Annotated in this window: 9 protein-coding genes; 5 read left to right on the plus strand and 4 right to left on the minus strand. The window is 43.8% G+C overall.

The window, feature by feature from the left end; genetic code table 11:
* Positions 1 to 55 precede the first annotated feature (55 nt).
* Positions 56 to 1,201, minus strand: coding sequence for a hypothetical protein (locus ACJJI4_RS09940; protein WP_444927947.1), 1,146 nt, complete (start codon positions 1,199 to 1,201; stop codon positions 56 to 58).
* A gap of 356 nt (positions 1,202 to 1,557) precedes the next feature.
* On the minus strand, positions 1,558 to 1,767 hold the full coding sequence (locus tag ACJJI4_RS09945) for a hypothetical protein (protein ID WP_444927948.1): 210 nt from the start codon (positions 1,765 to 1,767) through the stop codon (positions 1,558 to 1,560).
* A gap of 521 nt (positions 1,768 to 2,288) precedes the next feature.
* Here ACJJI4_RS09945 and ACJJI4_RS09950 point away from each other — a divergent pair.
* From ACJJI4_RS09950 to ACJJI4_RS09965, 4 genes are all read left to right on the plus strand, one after another.
* Positions 2,289 to 3,113: a sulfite exporter TauE/SafE family protein gene (locus ACJJI4_RS09950; protein WP_444927949.1), complete on the plus strand. Its 825-nt coding sequence runs from the start codon at positions 2,289 to 2,291 to the stop codon at positions 3,111 to 3,113.
* 1,038 nt (positions 3,114 to 4,151) lie between these two features.
* Entirely contained in the window at positions 4,152 to 6,347 is a 2,196-nt protein-coding gene (locus tag ACJJI4_RS09955) for a hypothetical protein (protein ID WP_444927950.1), read from the plus strand.
* 353 nt (positions 6,348 to 6,700) lie between these two features.
* Complete coding sequence (locus ACJJI4_RS09960) at positions 6,701 to 7,204, plus strand: hypothetical protein (RefSeq protein WP_444927951.1); 504 nt, start codon at positions 6,701 to 6,703, stop codon at positions 7,202 to 7,204.
* Positions 7,201 to 8,157, plus strand: coding sequence for a histone deacetylase family protein (locus ACJJI4_RS09965; protein ID WP_444927952.1), 957 nt, complete (start codon positions 7,201 to 7,203; stop codon positions 8,155 to 8,157). The genes ACJJI4_RS09960 and ACJJI4_RS09965 overlap by 4 nt, the downstream gene beginning before the upstream one ends.
* 127 nt (positions 8,158 to 8,284) lie before the next feature.
* Here ACJJI4_RS09965 and ACJJI4_RS09970 read toward each other — a convergent pair whose 3' ends face one another.
* Positions 8,285 to 9,166 (minus strand): DMT family transporter, encoded by an 882-nt coding sequence (locus ACJJI4_RS09970; RefSeq protein WP_444927953.1) that lies wholly within the window; start codon positions 9,164 to 9,166, stop codon positions 8,285 to 8,287.
* 524 nt (positions 9,167 to 9,690) lie between these two features.
* Positions 9,691 to 10,995 (minus strand): condensation domain-containing protein, encoded by a 1,305-nt coding sequence (locus ACJJI4_RS09975; protein WP_444927954.1) that lies wholly within the window; start codon positions 10,993 to 10,995, stop codon positions 9,691 to 9,693.
* A 1,256-nt stretch (positions 10,996 to 12,251) separates the two neighbouring features.
* Here ACJJI4_RS09975 and ACJJI4_RS09980 point away from each other — a divergent pair.
* Positions 12,252 to 13,414, plus strand: a protein-coding gene (locus tag ACJJI4_RS09980) for an IS3 family transposase (protein WP_444897071.1) whose coding sequence is annotated in 2 segments (ribosomal slippage) — positions 12,252 to 12,510 and positions 12,510 to 13,414 — 1,164 coding nt in all. Because the reading frame shifts where the segments join, the coding sequence is not laid out codon by codon here.
* The last annotated feature ends 92 nt before the right edge of the window (positions 13,415 to 13,506 follow it).

Consider the following 13,506-nt stretch of genomic DNA (forward strand, 5'->3'; position numbering starts at 1 on the left):
ATGAGTGACCAACTTAAACGCACCTAAATATTAGTATACATTTTTCAAGCGTCTATCAGATATCTGATAGTTCAATCTCACTAGAGAAAGATTTCAGAAACAGAACAACCTTATCAAGAGAGAAAATAGCCTCATTAACAGCAACCTCAATATGATAACCATCAGAAGCTTTACTAATAACAAAAACCAGTGCATCTCTTGTGATTGAATAGGTCGCAATACAGTCGACCTCTCGAGCAGGCAAATAACTAAATGTAAAGTCTTCGTTAATACTTGATGTAACTTGCTTCTCAACTTTTAACAGGTTGAGGAGCACCATTGCATAATATGCAATATGGTACCTTTTTAATAGGTATATTTGATACCTAGAGAGTTTATTTAGAGAAAAATAGAAACCAGACGCCGTATTTCCTACCCCAGCCAGTCTTTCACCCTGATCCGGAATATTGTGAATAAACTCTTGGGTAATCAATATATTTGCTCGCTGCCTTTCGAAAGTACTGACAAAATTATCTATAAAAGATTTCAAAACATTTTCGAAAGATATCTCGCTAGATTCAACTTTAGCTGACACCAACACGATGTCATCGAGATCTCCTTTTATACAACCCTTTTCCTCCAAGAGAAATGGATTTGGCTTGTTCTCCTTCCTATTAAACATTCTCAGACTTAAACCTATAAATATAGCTTGGGCCAGCCCTATAACTCGGTGAAAATTCGAGTATTGCCCATTACCCTTGTATATATGCATTATTGAAGAGTAATATGCATCTGACTTCTCCTGATCTTTCTTCAACAAGCAATTGGCATATTTAGAAAAGAGCAGGCCAGTGTAACCGGAAAAAAAATCATGATTTGCTATAAAGCATACAGACGTGCTATCAAAGTGGATGTAGAAGGGGATCTTTTCGACCTCCAACCTCTTATATAGGGCCTTCCTTCCAACGGCACCTGTCAGCTCTTTCCTCAGCGCCTCTATCTTTTCTAAGTAAAAGCGTTTTGGGTGAGGCGCGGTAGTCAATGCAACTAAGTCATAGAGCTTGTCTAGACAATCAGTAATTTCATCTTGGTTACTTCTAGTGACAACATTTATAAGCAGAGTAGATACACAGCCATAACCTTTTAAGTGCTGCTGGACAAAGCTCTCTGGCGCTTCTATCGGCGTGAATAATCTGGACAGAAAGTTGGATTTGTCGGCCACGATACCACCTTACAAGGAAGGGATTGTCACTTCAGTCGATCACATACCATCTAAATTTAGTCAACTACCCTTATGGCCACAATTACTTCAAGGTTTTCCTTTGAGCAACTTAGCATAAAGAGGACGTAGAAAAAAATAAGACAAGTAGTTATTATCAGCTAACAACCATTAACACAACTGTGTATGCGCCGGGGTCCATATCTAAATAATAACTAAAGAAAAACTACACGCCCATAGATACCTGACAGGGTTGTCGCAAGACGCATGTTTAATCAAATTATTTTCTTAAATTTAAAGCTAACGAAGCCTTATCTGATGATAAGCTTCACCATCTAAATAATTGGCAGACCAAGCTTCTAAAGTGACTCAACAACTGCAGTTGGATCAATCCTGAATACTGTTGCATGTGCCCACGTAGCCCCATAGAACCTTAACATGCTATAAATCGTTTGAGCCTGTTGAGTAAAGCATTGCCCTGTTCCAATACCGTTAAACACAATGGAAAATTGTTCTTTTATATGAAAAGTAAATATTTCAATACTCAAAGCAACCTTTATTAAACTCAATAAATCACCTTCACTCTAACCTGAAATGCATCTTGAATTATACAGATAGGGAAGCTTCAAATTTCTTTAAGTCTGGAAAGGTAAGTATATTTTTTGATCCTATCAAAATACTTATGCCTATGATTCCCATCCTTGCTCAGACCTAACCACACAAAGACATAAGCAAAGCAAACTTCATTAAATGCAAAAAATAGCCAATAGTTTCAATACTTATAGAGGCTAACACACCGGGTTAGTAGTTAGGAGCCAGGAAATGAGTAAATAGCTTTCTGATATAGTTCAAGTGCCAACCAAACACCACACCTTTACAGCCCAATATAAACCCCGTCTAGAGCTCAAACTTGAAAGGTGCAAATCCTACAGAGGCACCCTCCTCTATTTTTAAATGGGGGCTCGAATAGATTTTTTAAAAGTCAATTAGCTGGAACGCAAAAATCCTATGAAGCAATTTAATGTATCAAACAGCGCGACTCAGTGTATTTGGTTGCCTTTAAGAGTGACTAAACTATTAGACTATGGAAATGCTATTTGTTTACTTGTTACTCGGCGCCATCGCGGGTACTGCGGCAGGCCTCTTGGGGATTGGTGGAGGCTTAATCATCGTGCCTGCTTTGGTGTTGATTTTTTCTGCCACGGGTATCTCCCCCCAGGTGCTGACCCATATGGCGGTGGGGACTTCGTTGGCAACCATTATCGTGACTTCAATCAGTTCGGTCTGGGCACATAACGCAAAAGGTGCCGTTGACTGGCACCTATTTTGGATTATGACTCCAGGGATACTTGTAGGGTCTTGGCTGGGCGGCGTGACAGCAGACTTGTTACCTGGTGCTTGGTTGCAGCTATTGATTGGCGTATTTGCCATATTTATGGCCGTGCGTATGGGCTTAGGTGGATTGGCCTCGGCAACCTCACAAGAAAATGGCGGTCACTTACCCGGGACAGCCCCCTTGATCTGTTCCGGAGGAGTAATCGGATGGCTCGCAGCGATCTTTGGTATTGGTGGAGGGGCCTTGGTGGTTCCCTACTTATCGCACTTCGGTACAAAAATGCAGCGCGCTGTCGGAACCTCCGCTGCCTTTGGTCTGCCAATCGCTATTTCTGGTTCAATCAGCTTTGCCGTGCAAGGGTGGGACAATCAGTTACTACCAAAGTGGAGTAGTGGTTATATTTACTGGCCGGCTTTTGTGGGAATTGTACTTACCAGCGTGCTCTTTGCCAGGCTTGGTGCCAGCGTTGCACACAAGATATCTGCTAAGCGCTTAAAGCTGTGCTTTGCCTTACTGCTTTGTATTATCGGGGTTCGTTTTATCTGGCAAAACTTCAATCTGTTAGCTGGGCTAGGCTAGACCTACCCTCTGGATTGTTTTTAGCGGATCGGAAGTAAATAGTCAATTCCTCCCAAGCATCTATTATCAGATGCTCGCAATAGCCTTTGTGGTTTAAAAGACTACCAGTCGAATTACTCTTCCCAGCCCTTCGGATTACGCGACTGAACCATCTTTATAGGATATTAGTAACACAATGATTGGTATTTACCCCTAATGCATACCTACCAAACATTATGTACTTAAAGTGGAAAAGATTATTTTTAGCCATTGACAATCTCTACTGTCAAATTAGGAAAGACTGCCACCCGCGTTAAACTCGCCAGCAGGGAATTGAAATTTTAAAGATGGAAGTCCATTAAAATATAGTTACGAAAATAGTCATATTGGATTTTACACACAGGATAGACAACATGTAGGCCTCCGAAAAGAGCGCCGTGTTGCCGAGAGCTCAGCGCCTATCTCTGCACAGCCACTATATCAACCAGGCACTGACCATTTCTGAATCGGAATTCTTTGAGGCTTTGCGAAGACTTTGTGAGATAGTGGGAGCAGTACAACAAACTTATATTTGCTTCAATAAATGCTGATATCTTAGCGCAGGCTATTGCCGATGCTCCCTCCCCTGCGCACGCTGCAACTTAGTTCAAACCTTTTAGTACATTTATCTCCAGCCGCACCAACTTTAATGGAATTTATTCCAGCAACAGATTAACCCCCTACCCTTTCACTCTTGAAAACCTTATCAAAGAGCTAGCCAGCATCATTGGTAAAAACTATAGGACCAGCAATTCCAATTAAGATAACAGTCGCCCTACTTGACCTTCGACAAAAATTCTAGTGATTCCACGTAAAGCTTCTTCAGATGCTCAAACAGAGGGACTTCACCAGATTTCCTATCAAAATAATGTCCCTTTAGAGAAATTATTAAGTAATCCACAGAAAGGTAGATCAAGAGAACTAGAATGGCGCTCCCAATTCTAATAACTAAAAAGTGAGATTTTGTCGACAATTTCACAGATAACAATCGATTCCAATCGCACATTTACGGGCAAACTTATGAGCAAGCTATTCAGCAAGAAAACTTTGGCGCTGGCATTTACAGTCATACTGGCTTCATGTGGAGGAGGTGGAGGCTCTTCTTCAGATTCGGACCCGGCCCAATCATCTGGCGACAATGGCGGGGGCCAAGGCTCTGGAGACGGAGGCGGTTCAGGTAGTGGCAGCGGCTCTGGGGATAGCGGATCGGGGACCCTTCCAGACAACGAACCTGGCACCGTGACTGTTGGCGATATAGAAACGGCAGATCTGGGGTTTGCACAGATTACTTCCCGGGATATCACATTGCCGAATGGCCAAACCAATGCCGAAGAAGTCCATGGACTCCCACACTATATAGCCAGAACAGATAGTAACCAGGATGACAATCTACAGTCTGTGCCCATGCGAAGTTACACCACAGCTTGTGCAACCGACACCGATAGACCTCGGATGTTTGTTTCCAAGACCCTTAGCGAAAGTAATGGAGAAGATGAAATCACTTATGGCACTGTTTATGAGCTGCAATATAACCCTGAAACTCTAAGCTTCGACCAAACTGGCAATACCACAATTCTAAAACAATGCTATGAAGCCCATGGTATCGCAGCTAGCGCTGATTGCTCACGGGTTGCCGTCTTGTGCAACACTGAATACCAGGCAAATGAGCGCTATGACGTACAAGGGGATCTGGTTGAGCAATACGGTAGCGACTGGATGAAGATGGAAAATAATATCAGTGCTATTGACGGACGTATTGAAAGGGATATCGGCCTGATGATATCTACCAATCACAGTCAATACATTGGCTATTTTACGGACCATCCCACACTAAAGTTCGAGGACTTCCTACCTGGGCTAAAAGAAAATTTCCCCGAGACCGACTTCGGCGATTCCCCGACCTTTAAGACAATTAAAGGTAACGAAATGCAAGAGGAGATGGCTTACATTGTCGATCAACTCTCTGATGCCGACTATAACGCTATGGTCGAGTATATTCGCGAGAATGGCTATAAATATAATGATCAGATCTGGCTAATGGAGTGGGATAACTTAGCGCTTAGCGAGAAGCCTGCGGCCTACGTTGTAAACAAGATGCACGGTGGTGGCCACGCCGGAGCCCAAGAGCTTATCTATGTCGAGAATGATAGCCAAGGCCGCACCAGCTACGCCTTCTCAGTAACTGCTCGGGTTTTTGATAGCAGCTATGGTGGCTCCCACTATTCTGCTGGAATGACTGTTATTGATCGCGATAACTGGTCCCTAAATATGAGTGGCAGCAATAACAGGGGCTGGTATTGGCTTTGCGGCTACGGTCATGTCTTGAACATCCGGGCATTTTATAATCCTGGTACCGAAAAATATGGAGCAATTTGCACTAGCGATGGCGGTCAATATAATCAATCGCGCGGATTAAACACTATTGCCATCAAGATGGAGGATATTTCTTCTACCAGTAGATTTGAAGGTTACTACAATTACCTGATCCCCTCCGACAATGCATTTTTCTCTAACGGAGGTGGACATACTGTAGTCCCTGTGGATGAAGATACTAACTTATCTCTCATCGTCTCCCCCAAGTACATTGATGATGAGGAAATGAATCGCTTCCTGCAAAGCGAATACGGCATTGATACCAGCATTGAAGGGCCTTTTGACCAGCAATGCTCATTCGATGATACGAACTGCTTCTTTTCCTACATGTCAAACAGCGATAATCCAACCATTTCAAGACAGGGGCTACGCAGTGGGGATGCTCTGGAATCCTCATCCCTGACTCGCATTGGTATTGCTAAAGTGGATGGTGAAGGAAGTATCGAGGGGGAAGGCTTTAAATGGCTTGTAGAAGAGCCCGACTGTCAAATCAGTGATCCACAACTTATCGACTTGAAAAATGGACATTACCTATTTGGCTATGCGCAATTTCAGTGTATTTCCGACAACCTTTCTTATAACCGGAGTTCCGCTAAAAATGGGGCAATGCGGATGCTTGTTCCGAAAGCCTACTATGTTATGGAAATTGATGCAGACCTAAATGTATTGGAAGGCCCTGTAAAGCTGACGAATTTTGGTTGGGGCGGACTTGACGAACCTGTCTTCATGGGCAACGGTAAAGTCGCTTGGTCATATATCAAGAACCCTACAATTGATAATTACGGCGGCGGCAAGCAGAACGTTTGGCAAGCGATGATCTACCACTCAAATAGCGCTAATTGATTCATTCATAAAAATTAAAACTAGCTGTGATAAAAATAGAGGCTTTTGCTCTCTATTTTTATCACACAACTGTTAGATTTCCGGAAGCTACAAAGATCAAGAAGTGCTATTCACCTATTTATCGACCAATAGCAAAACCTTGTCGAATAAAAAACTCAAAACTACTGTTTCTTCACGCAATGACTACTAGATCGGTAGAATAATACGGCAACAGCTCAGTGTAATTGCTTGAAACTACGTACCCAGATACAAGTATGCTAACCTCCCGCCTAAATAAAATTAGTCACTGAACTAACCGCCCTTTCTTCATTGAGTTTTGAATTTAGAAGCCACTACGCAATAAGGAGATCGCGATGGCTATTACTGTTCATGTCTGGAAGCAGAAGACCGGGAATGTCGGACATGCTTCCATCACCATTGATAACACCTATATCAGCTACTGGCCTTCTTCAGCGGCAGGGAAAAAGGACTTTAAAATCGGGCGATCGCACAGCCCTTCCTTTCCAAGTGGTTATCGAGTTGATAGGCGCCTCGAGGGTGGTGATGCGGATCAGAACATTCTTATCGATGGGCTGAATGAAACAAAAATGATTGAAGCCTGGGAAAACTTCAAGGGCGAACAGAAGCATTACAATATGAAGGATCAGAATTGCTCGACGGTCGTTGCCTGGCTACTTGAGACTGGCTCAGGGTTCGCATCACCTGGAAAAGGAGGAATCAAAATCAGTGACTGGGCAGCGAGCCCTATTCACCGTATTCTCTTCCAGTTACGCTTTTTCGGTAATCATATTGATATGTGGACACCCAATGATGTGTTAGCTTATGCGCTACAAATTCGAAGCCAGATAACCTCATGAGACTACCGCTATTCTACTCGCCAAATTACAACATCAGCTTGCCGCTGCTTTCCAGCTTGCATCCTTTTGATGGCTGTAAATATGAGAAAGCATTGGCGCTGATTAATGCCGAGTCAGAAGCGAACATTGAGTTAAAAGTTGTTTCAGAGCCTCTTAGTCAAGACTGGCTGTTATCTGTACATACGCAACCCTATTTAGATAGCTTGCATCAATCGAAAACACTGGCTCGCGTTATAGAGATGCCGCTACTGCGCTTGCTGCCCGCAGGCGTATTAAATAGATATTTCATGAAGCCAATGCGCTTTGCAGCTGAAGGCACTTGCTTGGCGGTACAGGAAGCCTTGAGTAAGAAAGCCTCTACCTTAAATCTCGGTGGAGGCTATCACCACGCATTTGCTGGTCACGGTGAGGGGTTCTGTGCTTTCGCCGATGTAGCCATTGCTATTAATCGTGCCCGCAAACAGCACCTGCTCTCACCAGATGACAATATCTGGGTAATTGACCTTGATGCCCATAGAGGGAATGGGTTTGCTGACTGGGCCATGGAGGACCCCAATATACATATCTTTGATATGTACAATATGCAAGCCTACCCCGGCTTGCACCCCGATGAGCAGGAATCTCGCTGGCCATTTTTAGTCCCCCTAAAGCAAGGAACAGATACTGAAGGTTACCTCAGTCGGTTGGAGTCGGAATTTTCGGACTTCATTAAGCAGAGTCCGCTGCCTAAATTGGTTATCTACAATGCAGGCACAGATATTATTGCTCAGGACAAGCTGGGGGGGCTCCAGGTCAGTATCGATGGGGCCAGAAAAAGGGACCAATGGCTGGTTGACCAGATTCAATCGCTGGATGTGCCTATGGTCACCGTAACCAGTGGCGGCTACTCCGAAAACTCCTATCGTCTAATAGCTGACTTAGCGATTTACCAGGCGAAAAAGGTAACAAGTTGAAGCTCTGGAGAGGCCTCTGTCATTGAGAAAAGTGGCCCAGTAAACAACCGCTCCCTAACCCACCAAATTTTTCAAAGACTTTTGAGTATTTAGGCACTTGATTGACGCTGGAGTACTGAGCACCAAGTTACTCTTTGAGCTCTTTCGCCCGCAACCAAGCCAACCCGAGACCAGCCGCAACCGTAATACCCATGCCTATCACACCACGGATACCGAACTCTGTGTCAAACATAAAACGATCAGCTAACACACCGACGAGGATCGCACTGTAAAACAGTGCCCCAACGAGGTAAGCAGGTGCAACACGATTAGCGATCGTGTAAGCAAGATTCTGTGGAACAAACAGCAGCGCTGGAATCGCGAGAATCCATAGCGACGATGTCTCTACCTTCGCCCCCTCCCAGAATACAATAGATAAGCTAAAGACCAACATCCCAACAGCGAAATAGAACATGATGCGCTCAGGTGGTTCCGTCCGGCCTGCGACACCGGTTGTGATACTACCCGCTGCACGCGCTACTCCCGCCAGCAACGCAAGGAGTGAATAGGGATTGAAAATGCCCTGAACACTGTGCTGGATCAAAATGAGGCATACTCCCAAGAATGCCAGTATCGCAAGAAAGATAGTGGCGATACTAACCCGGTGACCGAGGAATACTCGGGCCATCAACATGGCAAAGAATGGATTCGTGCTTTCCAGCACCAGCGCATCTGCGATGGGTATTCCCTTGACCGCCCAGTAAAAGGCAGCAAAATAGACAAAACCTGATATGGAGCGAAGGACAAGGATCTGAGGATTCACCGGCCTTATCCCCGCCACCCCTTGTCGCATCAGAAGAAACATACCCGACAATGGAGCAAGTAATATGACCTGTGCAGCCAATAGCAGAAATGGGCTAAGGCCTGCACCAGAACCCAGCTTTCCGGCAATACCAAGACACCCCATCAGCACTCCGCCGAGAAGAGCTAACCCAACACCCAGGGAATGATTTTGATAAGTAGATGGCAAACTGTCACTACCTTTGGCAATTAGAGGTCAAACCTGCCTGAGAGGTAATAATGATGCCTTCATTTATGTATCGGGCGGGTCATTACAGAGCAGGACTCTATGTAACATTAGCCCCCGATTGATTCATTTCCTATTGGGCAAGCCAAAGAGTTTGGCGCAGTAATTACTTACCTGCCGGCGTCAGTTTCCCTGTAAAAAAAAATATGAACTTCATAATATGAAATCTGAGCTTTGACCACTTTAAGATCAAGAGTATTAATCCTGTCCCCAGTTCTGCCTCAACAGATATACAGCATAAGCGATTGTCGGCACTACCTTTCTGCCAGACGTAACCCCACATAATATCTAGTTACTTCTCCTTGCGGTTTATATCAAACCCTTTGGGCTTCATCGCACAAGGGTAGTTGGCAGCCCTAAATTACTTCAAATTGGTGGTGGAACGTAAGAATCTATAGGCGCTCGCTTGAATATGACGATTGTACCCACACCCTGTTTACTAAAATCGAGTTATGCCCTACCGATCGCTAACTTGCATAAAGATCACTGCTCTCGGAAAACTCTCTTAGTGTCTTCATATATTTTTCTACATACTTTAAAGCACTTTCTTTGCTAACTAGCGGTTCACAATGCCCGAAAACAAACACCCCTTCTCCATCTATTGTACAAGTCACTAGCATTATGGGATGTTCTCCATGTGTTTGAACAGTCATAGCCACACCAAAGTCAAAGAACATTAAGGGGCCTGTATACTCACTGATATCGCCTACATTGGATACACAAATCCCAGAGGGGAAATAGTCTTTCTCAGCACTAGAATTTTTAGCCAAATGTTTGATCTCATCAAGGCTGTAATCAGGCACAAGTGGAGGTTTAAAAAAATGCCCATTTCGCAATTGCAAATAAACTTTTCTTTGAATTAAACGTGCGAGGTTTAATAAATCGAGACTATTTTCATCTGATGATAAGGATATGGTTAATACAGCTGTACATTCCCCTATAACATCTCGATCTATCTGGCGTTTACACAAATATTGTGCATTTATAGGTAACGTTAACTCTGTTGTTGAGCGAAAACTTGGTAATGACTGGGCAGCAATAATAGCAATGGCATTATAAATAGAGGTAACCTGAACATTCTCACGCTTTGAAATTAAATGTAAATAGGAACATAATTTTTTAGGGAGGACACGGTACATAGAACATCCCATTCTAAGGGAGGCGTTTGCTGCCTGCTCTACTGGCCACTTTGGAGAAACGTCATTTCCGCCACCAACTGCCGATTGTCTTTTTTTAAGGTGTTTTATGGAACTAACATACTCCACCACCGATTTTTGCATGATCGAAGCAGAGGGTTTACTTCCTGAGCCCCCTCTCAAGAACCGATCCAAATCTCTAACCAAGATTAATAAGGAGCGTCCATCCATGGCAGCATGGCTTACCATAAAAGCAATCCACTTTACTTCTTCCTGCTCATTCATATAAACCGTGAAACGATACACATATTTATCCAGCTCAAGAACTTTACTTCCTAAGCGCCTGAACTCTTCCTGATAATTTAAAGGCATTGCATCATGCTTTATTTCAAAAGGAATAGTTTCAAACCCCACATCACAGAACCAATAGGCATGAACATTTTTTTCTATACGAGAGCGGAGCATTGGGTGCAGGTTATGGAGGTATTCCATTCCCTTTAGTAATTCTTCAATACCGAGAGAATTACATACCCTGAAGAAGACTGCTAGTTGAACTGCGCCATTTGACTTTTCAGTCAACTCTACAGAGAGTGCTTCCTGAGCTCCAAGCTCACGAAAAGGTTTTGTATTTTTCATTGCAGGCTCTTCCCAGTCGGGAGATCACTGTCAATAGTATAGAACGAGAAAGCGCTATACCCTTGAAACATTTATAACAATCGATTCTAGATAACCACGAGACTCACACAAACCTTATAGATCTCGGCGCCATAGGTAATGGGTTCTCTTTCCACCTACTTATTGATGATATCTTTCAGGACCTTCATGAACTTTCACTTACTGTCAACGCCGCTCAATATTCTCCGCCTAACAAATACAAACAAATGATAAGCAACAACTACAAATCCGACCTTGCACCCCATCTGAATTGAGTTGATTGCCTTTTCATTCTCTGAATCAAAAAACAGTGAATACACATGTGCAATAACATTTGTTAAATCAATCAACACAACCATTAAGAATATGACCAACCAATAACAAAACAATAAGAGCCTATTAAGGTTCATGAATATCAATCCATTTCCTCAGCGACTGTTAACTATCACCCCAACCTCTAGTTACTTCTCCTTGCAGCGTTTATCGAACCTAATGGGTTCCATCGCACAACTAGGTTTTTTAATTTTTTACCATACCTTTGCCCTGACTTGAAGGGAAACATCCCTCGATACCGGTAACAATAATATAACTAGCTCTCATCTCTAGTCTTTTGGTGTCCTGGATTTATCATTTAGAATCAACCACTCCCTTTAGTCAAATATTGTATTCACCAGGAAGCAACTAACCTTAAACTCCCGTTAGACTCTCTATGTACTTTCAACTCACGCTTGAACGCCCCCAAAACCATGACCCACATGCCACCCAATATTCTTCATCGCGCCCCTGCAAATAAAATACATCTTGAATATCGGACACCTTCCAAATCAACTTACTCTTGATTAGGTTGTTATTTTCTATACTTAAAATTTCTACGTTATTTGATTTTGCCCATAACTCAATCTTTTTTCTAAAGTAATTATATCGCATTATTAACAGAGTATATGGAAGCCCTCCAAAGCAACCTACTACCACCATCAGTATTCCATGGTACAGATACAATCCAACTAGATTAAAAAAAGTCGCACAATTCGTAGCGAAAGCGTCACAAATATTGACACACTAGGATCAGCAGGATCAAATACTGTGCAAGCACATGCCCCCTATATAGATATCGCTTACTACCGCAACACCCGGTCCACTACCACCACTGCTAACATCTTCATTCAACATTCAGGCTGATCCTACCCACCAAAGACGGACACTCTCTTAAGCGATAAACTACGCAGCAGAGGTGCCCTATGACACGATCAAGTAAATCAACCAAAACCACTCGTAAAAAATACTCAGAGGAATATAGAAAAGATGCCCTAGCACTGGCGGTCAAGGTAGGGGTAAGCGTTGCCGCTAAACAGCTTGGGTTACATCCTTCCCAGATTTACGGATGGCGAAGCAAGGCTAAGTTACATCAGAGCCGAGGGGATGCCGAGAGAGAGCTGGCCACAGAGAATGCTCGCCTTAAGCGGCAGCTGGCTGAGCAGGCAGAGGAGCTGGCGATCTTAAAAAAGGCCGCAGCGTACTTTGCAAAGAGCCTGAAATGAGGTACGCCTTCATGCTAAAGCACAGGCATAAGTTCAGCATCAAAGCGATGGCTAAGGTATTGAGCGTATCTCGCAGTGGGTTTTACGATTGGGTGTCAAGATCGGCCGATCAATCCAAGCGCCAGCAGTACCAAATGGAGCTTGATGGTTTGGTACAGCAGCGCTTTATAGCCAGTAAAGAACGTAGTGGCGCCCCTCGCCTGACGAGGGAATTGGCCAGTGAGGGGAGTAAATATAATCAAAAAACAGTTGCTGCCAGCATGCGTCGACAGGGCCTACGGGCTAAAGCCGCCAAGAGATATAAAGCCACAACCTACTCAAAACATGGTCTGCCAGTGGCCCCAAATCTGCTCGAGCAGAACTTCAATACTGAAGCGCCGAATCAGAAATGGGTCGGGGATATTACCTACCTACGAACAGAAGAGGGTTGGTTATATCTGGCTGTAGTGATAGACCTATATAGTCGGCTGGTTATTGGTTGGGCGATGTCAGAAACGATGACAGCTACATTGGTCTGTGACGCCCTTCAAATGGCTTTATGGCGACGTAAGAAACCTACAAATGTTATCGTGCATACTGACAGGGGAAGCCAATATTGCTCTAAAGATTATCAATCTTTAATTACAGCTTATGATCTGCGGTGCAGCATGAGCGCCAAAGGTAACTGCTATGATAACGCCTGCGCAGAAACGTTCTTCCACTCACTTAAGGTAGAAGTAATCCATGGTAACCGCTTTCCTACAAGGTGCCTCATGCGGGAAACCGTATTTGAGTATATAGAAATAGACTACAATCGAAATCGCTTACACAGCGCCAATGGCTATCTCAGCCCTGAGGCGTTTGAGGAACAACTAGTCGCTTAGTGGTGTGTCCGTTGTTGGTGGGTAGGATCAGGCCTCCTGAATTACTTTGAAAACTGATGCTTCCAGACTAATGAAGAGGATAGTTTAAGCAG

The organism is Microbulbifer maximicatervae (SeqCode) (genome assembly GCF_052467305.1).

Coding starts and splice junctions, on each gene's coding strand:
- ACJJI4_RS09950 (WP_444927949.1), top strand. CDS start 2,289: ATGCTATTTGTTTACTTGTTACTCGGCGCCATCGCGGGTACTGCGGCA.
- ACJJI4_RS09955 (WP_444927950.1), top strand. CDS start 4,152: ATGAGCAAGCTATTCAGCAAGAAAACTTTGGCGCTGGCATTTACAGTC.
- ACJJI4_RS09960 (WP_444927951.1), top strand. CDS start 6,701: ATGGCTATTACTGTTCATGTCTGGAAGCAGAAGACCGGGAATGTCGGA.
- ACJJI4_RS09965 (WP_444927952.1), top strand. CDS start 7,201: ATGAGACTACCGCTATTCTACTCGCCAAATTACAACATCAGCTTGCCG.
- ACJJI4_RS09975 (WP_444927954.1), bottom strand. CDS start 10,995: ATGAAAAATACAAAACCTTTTCGTGAGCTTGGAGCTCAGGAAGCACTC.